General features: G+C 64.7%; 14 protein-coding genes. 10 read left to right on the forward strand and 4 right to left on the reverse strand.

The genetic code is table 11. The annotated features are described in order from the left end of the window. The first annotated feature begins 18 nt into the window (after positions 1-18). The 3 genes from ABNK63_RS08620 to der are packed head-to-tail and all read left to right on the forward strand — an operon-like array spanning position 19 to position 3,288. Entirely contained in the window at positions 19-669 is a 651-nt protein-coding gene (locus ABNK63_RS08620; RefSeq protein ID WP_007808863.1) for a tetratricopeptide repeat protein, read from the forward strand. Then, complete coding sequence (gene bamB, locus ABNK63_RS08625; RefSeq protein WP_040673418.1) at positions 666-1,862, forward strand: outer membrane protein assembly factor BamB; 1,197 nt, start codon at positions 666-668, stop codon at positions 1,860-1,862. Before ABNK63_RS08620 ends, bamB begins: the two co-directional genes overlap by 4 nt. Positions 1,863-1,884: 22 nt before the next feature. After that, positions 1,885-3,288: a ribosome biogenesis GTPase Der gene (der, locus tag ABNK63_RS08630; protein WP_007808865.1), complete on the forward strand. Its 1,404-nt coding sequence runs from the start codon at positions 1,885-1,887 to the stop codon at positions 3,286-3,288. A 7-nt stretch (positions 3,289-3,295) separates the two neighbouring features. On the opposite strand, the gene ABNK63_RS08635 is transcribed toward der, so the two are convergent. Next, positions 3,296-3,844 carry a GNAT family protein gene (locus tag ABNK63_RS08635; RefSeq protein WP_007808866.1) on the reverse strand — a complete coding sequence of 183 codons (549 nt, stop codon included), beginning with the start codon at positions 3,842-3,844 and terminating at the stop codon, positions 3,296-3,298. Positions 3,845-3,913: 69 nt separating this feature from the next. Between ABNK63_RS08635 and folD the strand changes: the two genes are divergently transcribed. The 4 genes from folD to tadA all read left to right on the forward strand — a co-directional run bounded on the left by folD (position 3,914) and on the right by tadA (position 8,647). Continuing rightward, positions 3,914-4,783, forward strand: a complete 870-nt coding sequence (gene folD / locus ABNK63_RS08640; protein ID WP_007808867.1) for a bifunctional methylenetetrahydrofolate dehydrogenase/methenyltetrahydrofolate cyclohydrolase FolD — start codon at positions 3,914-3,916, stop codon at positions 4,781-4,783. A gap of 89 nt (positions 4,784-4,872) precedes the next feature. Further along, positions 4,873-6,330: an IMP dehydrogenase gene (gene guaB, locus ABNK63_RS08645; RefSeq protein ID WP_007808868.1), complete on the forward strand. Its 1,458-nt coding sequence runs from the start codon at positions 4,873-4,875 to the stop codon at positions 6,328-6,330. 169 nt (positions 6,331-6,499) lie between these two features. Then, a complete protein-coding gene (gene guaA / locus ABNK63_RS08650; RefSeq protein WP_007808878.1) occupies positions 6,500-8,080 on the forward strand; it encodes a glutamine-hydrolyzing GMP synthase in 1,581 nt (526 codons plus the stop codon). Between the two features lie 78 nt (positions 8,081-8,158). Then, complete coding sequence (gene tadA, locus ABNK63_RS08655) at positions 8,159-8,647, forward strand: tRNA adenosine(34) deaminase TadA (protein WP_040673423.1); 489 nt, start codon at positions 8,159-8,161, stop codon at positions 8,645-8,647. 2 nt (positions 8,648-8,649) lie between these two features. Here tadA and ABNK63_RS08660 read toward each other — a convergent pair whose 3' ends face one another. Further along, positions 8,650-9,159 carry a VOC family protein gene (locus ABNK63_RS08660; RefSeq protein ID WP_350015400.1) on the reverse strand — a complete coding sequence of 170 codons (510 nt, stop codon included), beginning with the start codon at positions 9,157-9,159 and terminating at the stop codon, positions 8,650-8,652. 157 nt (positions 9,160-9,316) lie between these two features. Here ABNK63_RS08660 and ABNK63_RS08665 point away from each other — a divergent pair, with 157 nt between their 5' ends. Continuing rightward, the gene (locus ABNK63_RS08665; RefSeq protein WP_350015401.1) at positions 9,317-9,610 is read left to right on the forward strand and encodes a hypothetical protein; all 294 of its coding nucleotides are present in this window, start codon (positions 9,317-9,319) and stop codon (positions 9,608-9,610) included. A gap of 420 nt (positions 9,611-10,030) precedes the next feature. Here the strand turns inward: ABNK63_RS08665 and ABNK63_RS08670 are convergent, their stop codons facing one another. Together ABNK63_RS08670 and ABNK63_RS08675 are read right to left on the reverse strand one after the other, a co-directional pair. Beyond that, a complete protein-coding gene (locus ABNK63_RS08670) occupies positions 10,031-11,329 on the reverse strand; it encodes an MFS transporter (protein ID WP_350015402.1) in 1,299 nt (432 codons plus the stop codon). 58 nt (positions 11,330-11,387) lie between these two features. Then, the gene (locus ABNK63_RS08675) at positions 11,388-12,401 is read right to left on the reverse strand and encodes a LacI family DNA-binding transcriptional regulator (RefSeq protein WP_350015403.1); all 1,014 of its coding nucleotides are present in this window, start codon (positions 12,399-12,401) and stop codon (positions 11,388-11,390) included. A gap of 365 nt (positions 12,402-12,766) precedes the next feature. Between ABNK63_RS08675 and ABNK63_RS08680 the strand changes: the two genes are divergently transcribed. Further along, positions 12,767-16,027, forward strand: coding sequence for a TonB-dependent receptor (locus ABNK63_RS08680; RefSeq protein ID WP_350015404.1), 3,261 nt, complete (start codon positions 12,767-12,769; stop codon positions 16,025-16,027). Positions 16,028-16,219: 192 nt separating this feature from the next. Then, positions 16,220-16,639: a hypothetical protein gene (locus ABNK63_RS08685; protein ID WP_007808890.1), complete on the forward strand. Its 420-nt coding sequence runs from the start codon at positions 16,220-16,222 to the stop codon at positions 16,637-16,639. Positions 16,640-16,676: the final 37 nt, after the last annotated feature.

The raw sequence follows: 16,676 nt of genomic DNA on the forward strand, positions 1-16,676 counted from the left end.
CTTTTGAATGGTGATTGCATGGCATTTGAAGAATACGACAAGTACGAACAGAGCGAGCTGGTTCAGAAGTGGCTGCGCGAGAATGGCGTTTCGATCATCGTCGGCATCGCGATCGGCCTGGTCGGCATCTTCGGATGGCAGCAGTGGCGCAAGCACCAGGCTGGCAACGAGGCCGAGGCTGCCCAGCTCTATCAGCAGGCGCAGATCGCGCAGGCCTCGGGCAAGACCGATGTCGCCGCGCAGCTGACCGACCAATTGATGAAGGATTACGCCAAGTCGCCGTTTGCCGTGTTCGCCGTCAGCGATCGTGCCAAGCAGCAGGTCGAAGCCAAGCAGCTGGACAAGGCCGAGGCCTCGCTGGAATGGGCCGAGAGCCATGCCACCGAGCCGGCGTTGAAGTCGCTCACGCAGTTGCGCAAGGCCCAGGTGGAAATGGCCGCCGACAACGGCAAGGCAGCGCTGGCCACCCTCGACAAGATTCCCGTGGACAGCTATCAAGGGCTGGCACAGGAACTCCGCGGTGATGTGCTGGTCAAGCTTGGACGCCCGGACGAAGCCCGCAAGGCCTATCAGGCCGCCATGTCGGCACTGGGCGAGGAAGCGCCGCAACGCGGCGCGCTGCAGATGAAAATCGATGATCTGGCTGTGGCCGGGAAGCAGGGTGCATGAAAAGATTTCTGTTGATCACGCTGGCTTCGCTGGCAACCCTCGCCGGTTGCCATTCCTTCAAGAAGGAAAACGTCCAGCCGCCGACGCCGCTGGCCAAGGATTTCAAGTCGACGGTGCAGATCACCCGGCTGTGGAAGACCACGGTCGGTGACGGTGCCCAGGTGAGCGGCGTGCGTTTGCGCCCGGCGGTGGTCGACGGCGTGCTGTATGCCGACAGCACCGACGGGAAAATCGCCGCCATCGACGCCACCAGTGGCAAGACGCTGTGGACGAAGAGCTCGCGCACGCACGGCTGGTTTGGCTGGGGCGACAAGAAGCGCAAGGATGCCCAGTATGCGGGCGGCCCTGCTGTAAGCGGCGACCTGCTCGCGGTCGGTACGCTGGATGGCCACGTTTACGCCATGAGCGCCAAGGACGGCAACCCGCGCTGGGAAGTCGAGGTCAGTGGCGAAGTGATGGCGTCGCCGGTGATCGTGGGCGACATGGTGATGGTGCGCACCGGTGACGGTCGCGTGTATGCGCTGGACGCCGCGGACGGCCATCGTCGCTGGGTCTACGACCAGAGCACGGTGCCGCTGCTGAGTCTGCGTGGCAACGGCACGATGCTGGTGGCCAACGGCGTGGTGTTCTTCGGCAGCGACGACGGCAAGCTGGTGGCCCTGCGCCAGGACAATGGTTCGAAATTGTGGGAGCAGCGTCTGGCCAGCGGCGAAGGCCGCACCGAGATCGACAAGCTGAATGACGCCGACGGTTCGATCCTGCTGGACGGCAGCACGCTCTACGGCGCCGCCTACCATGGCAACCTGACCGCCATCGACGGCCCCAGCGGCCGCCCCCTGTGGTCGCATCCGTTCTCCACGTTCGACTCGCTGGCCAGCAATGCCAGCGCGATCTTCGGCGTGGATGACCAGTCCCAGGTGTGGGCGTTCGATCGCAGCACCGGCACCGACATGTGGAAGAACGCCTCGCTGAAGTATCGCTGGGTCACCGGACCGGCCGTGCAGGGCAACTACGTTGTCGTGGGCGACCTGGAAGGCTACGTGCACTGGTTGCAGACCGGTGACGGCGCCCTGGCTGCCCGTGAGCGGCTGTCGAAGAAGGCGATCCGTGCCCAGCCGGTGGTGGTGGGCGACATCGTTTACGTCGAGGACGTCGAGGGCCACATCGGCGCCTACCGTCTGTCCTCACCCTGATCGCTGGAACGAAGTACTCATCATGTTGCCCGTCGTCGCACTGGTTGGTCGTCCGAATGTCGGTAAATCGACCCTGTTCAATGTGCTGACGCGCAGCCGTGACGCCCTCGTGGCCGACATGCCGGGCGTCACCCGCGATCGCCATTACGGCGTCTGCCGCAGTGGCGATCGGCCCTTCGTGGTGGTCGATACCGGCGGCCTGTCCGGCGTCGAGGACACCATGGACGTGCTGACCGCCAGGCAGGTGCGCCTGGCGATCGAGGAAGCGAACGTTCTGGTCTTCGTGGTCGATGCGCGCGACGGCCTGCTGCCGCAGGATTACGTGATCCTGGGCGAGCTGCGTCGCAGCGGCAAGCCGATCGTCGCGGTGGTCAACAAGACTGACGGCCTCGACGAACAAGCCGTGCTGGCCGAGTTTTCCGCCTTCGGCATCGGTACCACGCTGCCGTTGTCGGCGGCGCACAATCGCGGCACCGATGACCTGATCCGCATCCTGCTGCCGATCCTTCCAGCCGACGAAGAGAGCACCGTCGAAGCCGACAGCGAGGATGGCACCATCCGCGTCGCCATCGTGGGGCGTCCGAATGCCGGCAAGTCGACCCTGATCAATCGCCTGCTCGGCGAAGAACGGCTGATCGTTTCCAACGTCGCCGGCACCACCCGCGATCCGATCCGGGTGCCGCTGGAGCGCGACGGCAAGCGTTATACGCTGATCGACACGGCCGGTATCCGGCGCAAGGCACGGGTCGAGGAAGCGGTCGAGAAATTCAGCGTGATCAAGACGCTGCAGTCGATCGCCGCGGCCCAGGTCGTGGTGGTGATGATCGATGCCCGGGAAAACCTCGCCGACCAGGACCTCACCCTGATCGGTTACGCGATGGACGAGGGCAGGGCGCTGGTCATCGCGATCAACAAGTGGGACGACATGGATCAGTACCAGCGCGACGAATGCCGCCGCGCGCTGGATCGTCGCCTGGTATTCGCCGACTGGGCCAAGCAGGTCCAGATCTCCGCGTTGCATGGCTCGGGCCTGCGTGAGCTGATGCGTGCCGTGGTGCGCGCGCACGCGTCTGCCACCAAGGTGCTGGTGTCGTCCGACCTGACCAAGACGCTGGAAAAGGCCTACGAAAGCTACCAGCCGCCACTGGTCAACGGGCACGCGCCGAAGCTGCGCTTCGCGCATCCGGGCGGCACCAATCCGCCGACCATCGTGATCCACGGCACCCGTACCAAGCACATCGCACCGGCGTACCAGCGCTACCTCGAGAACTTCTTCCGCAAGCGCTACAAGCTCGAGGGCACGCCGATCCGCATCGCGTTCCGCGAGGGCGAAAATCCGTATGCCGGACGCAAGAAAGTGCTGACCAAGGAACAGCAGCACAAGGCCCGCCGCCGCAAGAGCGAGCTGATCAGCCGCACGCGCTGAACGGGTTTCAGTCGAGATCCCGCGGTATCCATCCGTAGACCGCGGCGTCGCGTGCCCGGCCGTCAACCCATAACTTTTGCCGGGCGACCGCCTCGAATTTCGCGCCAAGACTTCTGGCCACGCCGTGGCTGGCCAGGTTGTCGGGCAGGATCACGATCTCGATGCGGACCAACCCCAGTTGCGAGAAGCCGAAGCGGGCCACCCGCCGCGCCGCCGCAACGGCGACACCGCGCCGCTGGCAGGATTCACGCACCCAGTAACCCAGGTTGGCGCTGCGGTGCAGCCGGTTGTGCTGGCTGAGGCCGGTGGCACCCAGCAAGCGACCGGAGTTGGCTTCGAAGACCGGAAACGCGAAATGATCGCCGCTGGCCCAGCCCGTCTGGCAGTGTGCGATCCAGGCCAGGGCATCGTCCAGGCCGTAGTCCGCGCGACACCACGGCAGCCAGGGCCCGACGCTGGCCACGGACTCGTGGGCAGCTTCCACCAGCGCCGGCGCATCTTCCTCCCGCCATGTCCGCAGGTACAGGCGATCGTCGCTCGATCCGGTGATGTCCATGTGCGGCCCGTGTTTGTGTGCATGTGATCCAGCCCGGATAATGCACGACTCCCCAGCCAGGTGACATCCATGAGCGCACGCATACTCGACGGCAAACGCATCGCGCAGGAATTGCTCGAGCGCGTGGGGAAGCGCGTAGCCGAGCGCGTCAAGCAGGGGCTGGCTGCGCCAGGCCTGGCGGTGGTCCTGGTCGGCGCCGATGCCGCCTCGTCGGTCTACGTGCGCAACAAGCGCAAGGCCTGTCACCAGGTCGGCTTCCGTTCCTTCGACCATGACTTGCCGGCGCACACGACCCAGCAGGAGTTGTTCGCGCTGATCGACAGGCTCAACGCCGATCCTGACGTGCACGGCATCCTGGTGCAGTCGCCGTTGCCCGAACATATTGACGAAGACGCACTGGTCGACCGCATCGATCCGGACAAGGACGTGGACGGTTTCCAGGCGATCAACGTGGGGCGCCTGGCCTTGCGTCGCTTCGGTCTGCGTCCATGCACACCGAAAGGCGTGATGACCCTGCTCGGCCACACCGATCGCCCGGTGCGCGGACAGCACGCGGTGGTGATCGGCGTTTCCAACCATGTTGGCCGACCGCTGGCGCTCGAGCTGATGATCGCCGGTTGCACCACCACCTCGTGCCACCGTTTCACGCGCGACCTGGAAGGCTTTGTGCGCCAGGCCGACATCGTGATCGTCGCGGTCGGCAAGCCCGGGCTGGTCAAGGGCGACTGGATCAAGCCCGGCGCGGTGGTCATCGATGTCGGCATCAACCGGCTGGACGATGGACGGCTGGTCGGCGACGTGGAGTTCGCCCCGGCGGCCGAACGCGCCAGCTGGATCACGCCGGTTCCCGGCGGTGTCGGACCGATGACCGTGGCCACGCTGATGGAGAACACGCTGGAAGCCGCCGAGGCTCGTTCGCAGGCTGCGGCAGCGGGCTGAGCCGGTCCGGCAGGCCGGTATTCAGGCCTGCATCTGGCAGGCAACACGTCGGGGCGCGTATAATTCCCTCTTTGCAGCGGGGCTTTTTCATGCGCATTCTCGCCGAGGCACTGACCTACGACGACGTCTACCTTGTTCCGGGCCACTCCATCGTGCTGCCGCGCGACGTGAACACCTCGACGCGGTTTACCCGCGACCTGCGCCTGAACATCCCCATCGTGTCCGCGGCCATGGACACCGTCACCGAAGCCCGACTCGCCATCACCATGGCCCAGAACGGCGGCATCGGCATCATCCACAAGAACATGACCGCCGAGCAGCAGGCGGCCGAAGTTCGCCTGGTCAAGAAGTTCGAAGCCGGCGTGATCCGCAGCCCGATCACCGTCACCCCGGAAACCTCGATTCGCGAAGTGCTGCGGCTGACCCGCGCGCACAACATCTCCGGCGTGCCGGTGGTGGATGGCACGCAGCTGGTCGGCATCGTCACCAGCCGTGACCTGCGCTTCGAGCGCAAGCTCGACGATCCGGTGCGCAACATCATGACGCGCCAGGACAAGCTGGTCACCGTGCGCGAGGGCGCCGGCCAGGACGACGTGCTGCTGTTGCTGCACAAGCACCGCATCGAGAAGGTGCTGGTGGTCAACGACGCGTTCCAGTTACGCGGCCTGATCACCGTCAAGGACATCCAGAAGGCGCGCGACAATCCGCATTCCGCCAAGGACCGCCAGGAAGCCCTGCTGGTCGGCGCGGCGGTCGGCGTTTCAGGTGACACCGAACAGCGGGTGGCCGCCCTGGTCGATGCCGGCGTTGACGTGCTGGTGGTCGACACGGCACATGGCCATTCGCAGGGCGTGATCGATCGCGTGGCGTGGGTCAAGAAGAACTACCCGCAAGTGCAGGTGATCGCCGGCAACATCGTCACCGGTGAAGCAGCCCGCGCATTGCTCGACGTCGGCGTCGATGCAGTCAAGGTCGGGGTGGGTCCCGGCTCGATCTGCACCACGCGGGTGGTCGCCGGCGTGGGCGTGCCGCAGATCACCGCGATCGACATGGTCGCCACCGCGCTGAAGGACGAGATTCCGCTGATTGCCGATGGCGGCATCCGCTATTCCGGAGACATCCCCAAGGCACTGGCCGCCGGCGCGTCCAGCGTGATGCTGGGCTCGATGTTCGCCGGTACCGAGGAATCGCCTGGCGAGGTCGAACTTTTCCAGGGCCGCTCGTACAAGAGCTACCGCGGCATGGGTTCGATCGGCGCGATGCAGCTGGGTTCGAAGGATCGCTACTTCCAGGACGAGGCGGACGCCGACAAGCTGGTGCCCGAAGGCATCGAGGGGCGCGTGCCGTATCGCGGCCCTCTGCGCAACATCATCCATCAGCTGATCGGCGGCCTGCGTGCCTCGATGGGTTACCTGGGGGCGGCCACCGTCGAGGACGTGCGACAGAAGGCGCAGTTCGTGAAGGTCACCTCGGCCGGCGTCACCGAAGCGCATCCGCACGACATCCAGATCACCAAGGAAGCGCCGAACTACCGGCTGAATTCCTGATTTGAGACCCATCCGGAGGTTGGACTCTGTCCAATTCTCCGACCCCTGGCGGACGTCATTCCCGCGAATGCGGGAAACCATTTTGATCCTTGGCATTCAAAGCAAGATGGATTCCCGCATTCGCGGGAATGACGCCGGCTAATTACGGACGTTTTCAAGGCCCGGGCCGATGCACAACATCCACTCCGACAAGATCCTCATCCTCGACTTCGGCGCGCAATACACGCAGCTGATCGCGCGGCGTGTGCGCGAGCTTGGCGTGTACTGCGAGATCTGGGCCTGGGATCATGATCCGGCCGAAATCGCCGGCTTCGGGGCCAGAGGCATCATCCTTTCCGGCGGGCCGGAATCCACCACGCTCGAAGGCGCGCCCAAGGCGCCGCAACAGGTGTTCGATTCGGGCCTGCCGATCCTCGGCATCTGCTACGGCATGCAGACCCTGGCCGCCCAGCTTGGCGGTGCGACCGAGGCGGCCGATGCCCGCGAATTCGGCCATGCCACGGTGGACGTCACCGACGCCAGCCGTCTGTTCAATGGCCTCAGCGATCATGCGGACAGTCACAAGCTCGACGTATGGATGAGCCACGGCGACCACGTGTCGAAGGCACCGCCGGGTTTCGTCATCACCGGCAGCACCGAGCGCATCCCGGTCGCCGTGATGGAAAACGAGGACAAGCGCTGGTACGGCGTGCAGTTCCACCCCGAGGTGACCCACACGAAGCAGGGCGGGGCGCTGCTGAAGCGCTTCATCACCGAGATCTGCGGCTGCGCCACCTTGTGGACCGCCGCCAACATCATCGACGACCAGATCGCCCGCGTGCGCGAACAGGTCGGCAACGACCACGTGCTGCTGGGCCTGTCCGGCGGCGTCGATTCCTCCGTGGTGGCCGCGCTGTTGCACAAGGCGATCGGTGAACAGCTGACCTGCGTGTTCGTCGACACCGGGCTGTTGCGCTGGCAGGAAGGCGACCAGGTGATGGCCACCATGGCCGAGAACATGGGCGTCAAGGTCATTCGGGTCAACGCCGCCGATCGCTATTTCAAGGCGCTCGAAGGCGTGGCCGATCCGGAAGCCAAGCGCAAGATCATCGGCGGCCTGTTCGTGGAAATCTTCGACGAGGAGTCCACCAGGCTCACCGCCGGCGGCAGCGGCGAGGTGAAGTGGCTGGCCCAGGGCACCATCTATCCCGACGTGATCGAGTCGGCCGGCAGCAAGACCGGCAAGGCCCACGTCATCAAGAGCCACCACAACGTCGGCGGCCTGCCGGCACACATGAAGCTGAAGCTGGTCGAGCCGCTGCGCGAGCTGTTCAAGGACGAGGTGCGCCGGATCGGCGTGGAACTCGGCTTGCCCCGCGCGATGGTCTATCGCCATCCGTTCCCGGGACCGGGCCTGGGCGTGCGCATCCTCGGTGAAGTGAAACGCGAATACGCCGAGCTGCTGGCCCAGGCCGACGCGATCTTCATCGACGAACTGCGCAAGGCCGATCTCTACGACAAAACGAGTCAGGCGTTCGCGGTCTTCCTGCCGGTCAAGTCGGTGGGCGTGGTCGGCGACGCACGCGCCTACGAGTGGGTGATCGCGCTGCGCGCGGTGGAAACCATCGACTTCATGACCGCCCATTGGGCGCACCTGCCGTACGAATTTCTTGGCAAGGTATCAAACAGAATTATCAATGAGTTGCGAGGAGTTTCTCGCGTAGTCTATGACATAAGTGGCAAACCGCCCGCTACGATCGAGTGGGAATAGTAAAATCAGCCACTTGGATGCGAGGAGAACAGCCGGCAACTTGCCAGCTTTCTCATGTAAATCATGCAATAACTTGAAATGACTGACGAAATTTCTCCAAGCTCCAGTGAATTCTCAGCTGCCGACGTGCAGCACATGCGGCGAGCACTGCAGCTGGCAGCGCACGCCCGTGATGCCGAGAATGAGGTGCCCGTCGGAGCCGTGCTGGTGCAGGGAGGGGAGATCGCCGGCCTGGGCTGGAATCGCAACATCACCCTGCACGATCCGACTGCCCATGCCGAAATCATGGCCATGCGGGCGGCAGGCGAGAAACTGGCCAATCACCGTCTTTCCGGTGCCACGCTCTACGTTACGCTGGAACCGTGCTCGATGTGCGCCATGGCCATGATCCACGCGAGGCTGGGAAGGGTGGTCTACGCCGCCGCCGATCCCAAGACCGGCGCGGCGGGCAGTGTGTTCGACACCCTGGTCGACGCGCGGCACAACCATCGGATCGAGGTGGCCGGCGGCCTGCTGGCTGAGGAATCGGCCGGGATGCTGCGGGAGTTCTTCCGCGCCCGCCGCTGAAGTCAGCCGCCGTCGTACTGGATATTGGCCGCAGCCAGGCCGGTGCTGCCGGGATCGGGGACATCCCTGCCTACCAGTTGCATGTGCAACCCCCACGGCGCCGCGAAATCCAGCACCATGTGCCCGGCCAGAGGCCCCGAGACCACGCGATGCGGCGCGCTGCTGATGGCCACGCCCCGGTTCCGCAGCCATTCGTTGGCGCGCGCCACGTCGTCCGTGGCCAGTTGCAGGGTCGCCGACGGCTTGTCCGGTGCCGGGGAAGGGGAGTTGCCCCGATCGACGAAGAGCTCGACCACCGAGCCTTCGTCGCAGGAAAGCAGGAGGGAATCCGCTGCGGGTTCACCGGACGCCGCTTCGGCCCCGATCAGCTGGCAATCGAGCACGTCGCGGAAGAACGTCGCCGCCTGCGCTACATCAGGCACGTCGACCCTGACGTACCCCACGTCATACGACGTGGCGGCACGAGCTCCCGACGGCGCGACCGCGCCGAGCATCAGCAGGACGTACAGCAATGCGAATATTTTCTTGCCCATGATCCGGTGGCCGAAGGTCTGTTCGGCCAGCTATGTGGGTTCGCATGACCGGCGGCAAAACCACGGTTTGCCGACCGCTGTGTTTCCGTTCGCGAACGCCACCGCAACTCCGGCATCGTTTCCGGAGGAGGACGGAATGATCACCCTAACCGGCTTGATGCATGGCGCAGCAAAACCAATCCTGTGTCTCGAACATCCCGGTCGACACGAATCGGCCCGGTCATTGCCGTTTCCAGGAGTCATTCGAATGAAGCGTTATCTCACTCATCTGCTGCAGGGCTCGCGCACCCGCCTTGAAGATCTCCAGCCCGCACGCAAGCGCGCCGCGCCAAGAACGATTGCAGGCAGCGCCATCCTGCGGGCGGAAGACGGCTATGACTGGCTGCGGCAAATCAAGTCGACACAGAAGGGCTGCGCGAACCTGCTTTAGGACAAGGCAGTTGCAGCGCTACCGGGTCGGCGTCATGCATTCTTGATTTTACATAATATACATTATGCGAAATCAAGGAGGCGCCCGATGAGGCCGCGGCAACCGCTGCCGCCCGTCCTCTGGGCCAGTCTGTGGGCCGTCCACGCCTGTTGCACGCACTGATCTATACCCAACTAGCGCGCTAACACTCCGCATTTGCCGCGGACAACTGGCCCCACGTTGCAATGCCCGCACTCAATGGTCCGCAGGGTCAACGATATTCACCCGCCCATACGCAGTATCCGGCTTCCGACGAGTCACGCTGGACGGTGCGGCGAACTCGATCGCGTGAACGCCGTAGAAGGCAATTCTCTCGGCATCGTGTCGCAGCCGCAGCGCTCAGGCTGGTCATTGTGCGAGGCCACAGGTTGATCGCCCTCTTCAGCGTGCGCCACGCACCGGCAAGATGGCCCAGGCTCCAAGTGTGACGAGACACGCTGCCAGGGCGAACAACGCTGTATAACTCCCGCCGCTTGCCAGGAGGATGCCCGGCGCAATAGCTGGCATCAGCGACTGCGGCATGACGCTGGCGATGTTGAAGATGCCAAAGTTCCTCGCTGCATGTGTTTCCCGTTCTGGCAATACATCGGTGACCAGCGCCAGATCCGCGGCCAGGTATCCCCCCTGCGCGAGGCCGGTGATCGCCATCGCCATGAGGAAAAGGGTGTACGAAGTGGCAAAAGCGATGATCAACAAGGCCAGCGCATAGATCAGTGCCGTGCTGCAGACGAAAGCCTTGCGCCGCCCGCGGGCATCCGACAACCCACCCCCCACGACACTGGAGACCGCTACCGCAGCGGATTGCACCAGGGTCGACAGGAATATCCACCGCGGCGCGGCAGCTGGGGGACAGCCCAACTGATGGATCAGATAGAACTCCTGGTAGGTCATCAGCAGCGCGACACCGGCATAGAGCAGGAAACGGCTGCCCCACGCCCAGGCGAAATCCGGGTAGTGCAGCGGGTTGATCCAGAAGCTGCCCAGAAGTCCGCGCCACCCGTAACGCAGCCGCTGCATGGCAACCAGACGACGGTCGGGCAATACCCAGGCCAGGAGGCATGCGCCGATCAGGGCAATCACCGCCGGCACCAGAAAGATGGCCAGCGTGGAATGGGCAAGGAGCTCCACCAGATAGGTGCCTCCCACCATGCCCACCGGCACGCTGACACCCACGATGCCGGATACCATGCCGCGCTGTGATGCTGGAATCTGATCGGCAAGGATCGCAGTCAGTGCGGCCAATTGGGCATTGTAGGCAAGCTGCGTGATGCACCAACCCAGCAACAACTGCGGAACGGACACGGCTGTCGCAATGACCGCCAAGCCGACCGCTCCCCCCGTGGCACCGGCAATCAGCCAGGGCCGTCGCATGCCGAAGCGCGAGGTCGTGCGATCCGAAAGACTGCCGAAGAACGGGTTGCCGAACAGCGCAATAAGCGCCCCCACACCTACCACCAGGGACAGGCTGGCCGTCGCGTGCGCCGGGGCGATCTCGCTCACGCGCATCGCCAGTCCGACCAGAATGGGCGGCAGCAAAGCCATCCACAGGCCCATGTACGCCATGCCGTAGATCGCGATGAACGGCCAGCCGACGCGACACGCCGGTGGCGCCGCATCCGCGCATGCGCCGAAGGGCATGGGCAGCCCGCGCACCGCCACTCCGGCCTCGTCGTCGATCACCGCTCCTCCGCTCCGTCGATCCGTGCGCCAAGTCCCCTGCGCCGGTCCTGGACGAATATTACGGTTTCCGGGGCGCAGCGGTGGATGCTCGCAAGTGCACCTCGTAGGGCACCCGCGCCTGTCGGGGGGCGGAGGCGTCGCGGATCGACTGCAGCACGCTTTGCACGGCAAGGCATCCGAGCTCGCGGCATGGCTGATGCACCGTGGTCAGGCCGGGCGAGATCAGCTGCGACACCGGCGTACCGTCGAAGCCGCATACCGACAGGTCGCCGGGAATCGACAGTCCGCGTTCGTAGGCTTCGCGCATCACGCCGCAAGCCATGTCGTCGTTCGCCGCGAAGATCGCCGTCGGCGGGTGCCGCAGGTCGAGCAGCATCCGCGCACTGGCCACGCCCGAGGCGAAGGTGAAATCCCCGTCCGCCACCAGCGACTCGTCGTGGGCGATGCCGGCCCGGCGCAAGGCGTCGCGATAGCCGCCGAGCCGCCAGGTTCGCGCACCGTGTCCCTGCAGCCCGGCGATGTGGCCGATGCGGCGATGCCCGAGCGAGACCAGGTGCTCGACAATCTCGGCCGCCGCCCTGCGCTCGTCGAAGCCGACGTCGATGCGCGACTGGTGCAGTCTGGAGGAGATCGTCGAATAGGGAATGTCCAGCTCGTCGAGGCGCTGCAGCAGCTTCACGTTGTTCGCATGCGGCGGCACCAGCACCAGCGCGTCCGGCCGGTGCGTCGCCACGAAGCCATCGATCCGCGCAGCGAGGTCGTCCGCTGCGTCGAAGGGATGCAGCACCGCGTTGTACGGCGTGCCCTTGCACGCCTGCAGCACGCCCACGATCAGCTCCATGGTGTAGCTGGAGCCGGCCATCGGGTTGTCGTACAGCAGCGCGACCAGGTACGAGCGATTCCCCGCCAGGCCACGTGCCGACGCGTTGGGCACGTAGTTGAGCGTGTGGATTGAGGCTTCGATCCGCGCGCGCAGCTTGGCGCGCACGGTCGTATGGCCGTTGAGCACGCGGGACACCGTCTTGGTGGATACCCCGGCATGCGCAGCGACGTCTTCGATTCTCGCAGGCATGTGCAGATCCCGCCCGTGTATGGCTTGCAGCGCTCCATCCTACCGCAAGCGGAAGGCCCGCAACCATACGGAATGCGCTCGTTTCACGCGAAAGTACCAGCGCTGGTATTTTTTATTGACAGCGCTGGTACATTTGATTAGCTTGCGGCGAATGCGGGATCCGCTTGCGGGGGGACGCAACGCGGGAGAGAGGAGGCAACGGCCTACGCCACGGCACTCTCTTCCCGCCGACCGCAAAGGCAGGTTTGCACCTGGCCGATGAAGGCGGGCGATGGTCTGGGGTCTGGACGGCTGGCGGAAGAAACCGAGGTCGAGGGCGGAACCGCGAGGGCCGAGCGTTCACTGAAAACCGGGGAGATATCGAAGTGACGAAGCAATCCGTGCACCCGCTTGCAGGAGGCGCCAGTCAACTGCGCCTGTTGCCCCTCGCGATCGCGATGACGCTGTTCGTGGCCAGCCCGTTGCCTGCGCAAGCTGCCCCGCAGGATGCGGACCAGGCCGCGCAGGCTGCACCGGCCGCGAAGAGGGATTCGAAGGTCGCCGAAAGAAAGAAGAACGCTGCCACGACGGCGAACGAGAAGGAGGCGAAGCAGCTCACCGGCATGACCGTCAACGGCTACTCGTCCAGCCTGAACCGTGGACAGAACATCAAGCGCTACGCCGACACCGTGGTCGACGCGATCTCGGCGCAGGACGCCGGCTCCCTGCCCGACCTGTCGGTGACCGAGGCCCTGCAACGCGTGCCGGGCGTGGCTGTCAGCGCCTTCGGCGTCGCCGCCGACCCGGACCACTTCTCGATCCAGGGGTCGGACATCAGCCTGCAGGGCCTGCCCTACACCAGCACGCTGTTCAACGGCCGCGAGGTGTTCTCCGCCGGCGGTGGCCAGGGGCTCAACTTCTCGACGGTGTCGCCCGAGCTGATCGGATCGGTCGTGGTGAGCAAGAACCAGACGGCGGACATGATCGAAGGCGGCATCGCTGGCTCGATCAACCTCAACACGCGCATGCCCTTCGACAGCAACAAGAACACACAGACCTCCGTCACCCTTGGCAGCTACTGGGGCGACCTGGCCAAGAAGGGCACGCCGCAGATCGCCGGGCTTTTCAGCCACAACTGGAATACCGGCATCGGCCGCTTCGGTTTCCTCGCCAACGTGGCCTACGACCGCATCTACCAGACCGACAATGCGATTTCCGTGGTCGATTACCAGCGGCGCTGCAATGGCTGCGACCTGCCGGGCGGCAGAACCGACGCCCTCCCCGGCCTTGCGCCGGGCGAATACCGCTACGTGCCGGTCGGCGGCGACCTTCGCCACCAGGACGAGACAAGCACGCGCTTCGGCCACGCGCTGGCCCTGCAATGGGAGAGCCCGGACAAGGCGTGGCAGGCCGCACTGACGTGGAATCGGACATCGGACTCCGAATCCACCTTCGAGCACACCCTGCAGGCATCCACGGATGGCTGCAGCGGCCAGACGCTGGCCGGTTGTGCCGTGCCACTGGCAGGCACCACGCCTGTGTACGACGCCAACGGCGTATTCCAGTCCGGCACCATCTCGGGCGATCCGGCGGCATCGACCTTCCTGCCATTCACCTATGGCGGCGTGCCGACGCAGCTCGATACCGCCGGCTTCAAGCGGCGCTATGTGACCAACGACTACGCCTTCAACCTGAAGTGGAACGTCAATGACCGGCTGCACCTCAGCCTGGACGCGCAGGACACCCATTCCGACTACTCGGATTCCTACTACTACATTCGCCAGATGACGCAGGCGAACTGGTACATCGCCACGCACGGCGACAACGTGCCCACGATCAACCTGCTGTCGCCCGATCCCAACGAAACGACGGCCCAGTACTTCTCCAACCCCAGCAACACCTATTGGTCCGCGGCACAGGATCACCAGGAGAAGTCCTGGGGCAACCAGCGCGCCTTCCGCCTGGACGGCAGCTTCGACGTTGACAAGGGGCCGCTGGACGATATCCAGTTCGGCTTCCGGCACAGCGACCAGGAAGAAACGCTGTATTCCTCGCCGTACAGCTACTTCTGGGACATCAGCACGCCTTACGCCGGCGGGCCAGGGCTGGCAGTCACTGCCGCCGACACACCGAACGACGTTGCCCCGTACCACGTCAACCTGCCCGCCTTCGGCAACGGTGATTTCGGCGTGGTCGCGCCCTTCTTCAACCTCAACCCGCAGTCGCAATTCTGGCAGTCCGTCGCCGCGATGAAGCAGATCAACCAGCAGTCCCTGGCCATCAATCCGGGCTGGGACTGGTGGAGTCCCTATTACACCAACTACGAACGCGACCAGTACGGCTATGCCTTCGTGCCGGGCACGCACTACTTGCCGCAGGAAATCTCCTCCAACGGCGAAAAAACCAATGCCACCTATCTCCGCCTGGACTTCAGCAACGGCAACATGGATTTCCTGAGCGGCCTGCAGATCAGCGGCAACCTCGGCGTGCGCTACGTGCATACCCAGGACGATGCTTCGGGCTATCTGCTGCTGCCGGACATGAAGCAGGCTCTCGGCAATGCCACCGTTGCGGAGTATTGCCAGGGCGTAACGAAGAATGGCACCCAACCGGCGTCACCAGGCACGTTCTGCGCGCTCACCTCGCCACAACAGCAGCAATACGTGACGTTCGCCAACGGCGGTTATAGCCCGATCAAGGCCAGCAACGGCTACGGCAACTGGCTGCCCAGCTTCAATCTGTCGATTGGCTGGACCGACGACCTCATCACCCGTTTCGCATTCTCCGAGTCGATCTTCCGCCCGGCCCTCAACCAGCTGGAGGCGGGCCAATCGATCAGCGGGCTGCTGCCTTACGGCACCAATGGCAGCACCGAGCCGACGGTGGGCAACGGCTACAACGGCACGAACCCCTACCTCAAGCCCATCACGGCGCACAACTTCGACCTGACCCAGGAGTGGTATTTCGGCAACGCCGGTTCGTTGACCGGCATGCTGTTCTGGAAGCAGTTGAACCACACCATCCAGTACATCACCAACGTGGTGAACACCACGGTGACGAACAACGGCGTGACCTATCCGGAGCAGTACACGGCAGGCCTGGCCAACCTCGACCAGAAGGGCAGCGTGGGTGGGGCAGAACTGGCTTACCAGCAGAAATTCGATTTCCTGCCTGGCTGGCTGTCCGGCTTTGGCGTGCAGACCAACTACACCTACATCAAGCCGCACGGACTGGCCTTCGGCATGGTCGACTACTGCCCCGCCACGTATCTGGCGGCTACACAGTGCGTCAACCAGCTCAAGCTGCCGCCAGGCGAATTGTCCCGCGATACCTTCAACTTCACCACGTATTACGAAAGAGGCCCGCTGTCGGCACGGCTGGCGTGGAACTGGCGCTCGCAGTTCCTGATCACGGGCCAGGAGGCGGATTATCCGTTCCTGCCAGTCATGGCCGCATCCCAGGGCCGGCTGGACGGTTCGCTGATCTACTCGCTCAACGACCACGTCAAGGTGGCCCTGCAGGTGGCCAACCTGTTGAACTCGACGTTCAAGAGCCGCGAGATCATCGACACCAACGGCACCACCGTGCCCAAGGGTTTCTTCCGCAACGACACCCGCTACAACCTCAGCCTGCGCGCGGACTTCTGACCGCTTCCGTGCAACACGCTCCCGCCATGGCGCATGCCGCACCACGTGCCATGGCGAGATGGCAGCACGATATGGCGAGCTCCCCGGTTGCCGTCATTCCCCTGAAGGCGGGAGTGGCGGCCCTGTTCGCCTGCCTGCTGCTCGCCGCATCCACGGCGCGGCCATTTCTGGACGGGCACCGCAGGCGACGGCGTGACGTCGCTGCGCTCGCCATCCGCCCTCGATGTGCAGCTCTGGGCGCAACTCCTGCCGGATGCGCCGAAGGCATGGCGGCGCGCGCTGGGCTGGATCGAACGCGGGCATGCGGTCAAGGGCGGCTACGCGTTCACCGATGCCCGCGACGGCATGTGGACGGAAGGTACTGCGCAGGCCGCGCTCGCCTGGCGATGGGTCGGCGACGAGGCCAGGGCGGACACGCTGCTCGCGAGGGTCGCGACGCAGGCCTCGCCGGGCGGCTTGCTCTACGGCACGCCCGAGCCACGCATCGTGGCGCCATATGCCTGGGACTACCACCGGCCATCCCTTGCCGCGACGGCATGGGCCGTGATCGCCGCATCGAATCGCAATCCGTACCTGCCGAGTCAAGGGCTTGCCACCCGGCACCCGCGATGAGCATGCATCCAATCTGTTCCGGAAAAACGAAGGGGAC

Origin of the sequence: Rhodanobacter sp. IGA1.0, assembly GCF_040208325.1 — a bacterium.
Classification (GTDB): domain Bacteria; phylum Pseudomonadota; class Gammaproteobacteria; order Xanthomonadales; family Rhodanobacteraceae; genus Rhodanobacter; species Rhodanobacter spathiphylli.

What these genes read in the sequence shown, in the direction of transcription:
- ABNK63_RS08635 (WP_007808866.1), bottom strand. Translation starts at nt 3,844, where the DNA reads ATGGACATCACCGGATCGAGCGACGATCGCCTGTACCTGCGGACATGG.
- ABNK63_RS08665 (WP_350015401.1), top strand. Translation starts at nt 9,317, where the DNA reads ATGATCACCCTAACCGGCTTGATGCATGGCGCAGCAAAACCAATCCTG.
- ABNK63_RS08620 (WP_007808863.1), top strand. Translation starts at nt 19, where the DNA reads ATGGCATTTGAAGAATACGACAAGTACGAACAGAGCGAGCTGGTTCAG.
- guaB (WP_007808868.1), top strand. Translation starts at nt 4,873, where the DNA reads ATGCGCATTCTCGCCGAGGCACTGACCTACGACGACGTCTACCTTGTT.
- bamB (WP_040673418.1), top strand. Translation starts at nt 666, where the DNA reads ATGAAAAGATTTCTGTTGATCACGCTGGCTTCGCTGGCAACCCTCGCC.
- tadA (WP_040673423.1), top strand. Translation starts at nt 8,159, where the DNA reads ATGACTGACGAAATTTCTCCAAGCTCCAGTGAATTCTCAGCTGCCGAC.
- ABNK63_RS08675 (WP_350015403.1), bottom strand. Translation starts at nt 12,401, where the DNA reads ATGCCTGCGAGAATCGAAGACGTCGCTGCGCATGCCGGGGTATCCACC.
- der (WP_007808865.1), top strand. Translation starts at nt 1,885, where the DNA reads ATGTTGCCCGTCGTCGCACTGGTTGGTCGTCCGAATGTCGGTAAATCG.
- folD (WP_007808867.1), top strand. Translation starts at nt 3,914, where the DNA reads ATGAGCGCACGCATACTCGACGGCAAACGCATCGCGCAGGAATTGCTC.
- guaA (WP_007808878.1), top strand. Translation starts at nt 6,500, where the DNA reads ATGCACAACATCCACTCCGACAAGATCCTCATCCTCGACTTCGGCGCG.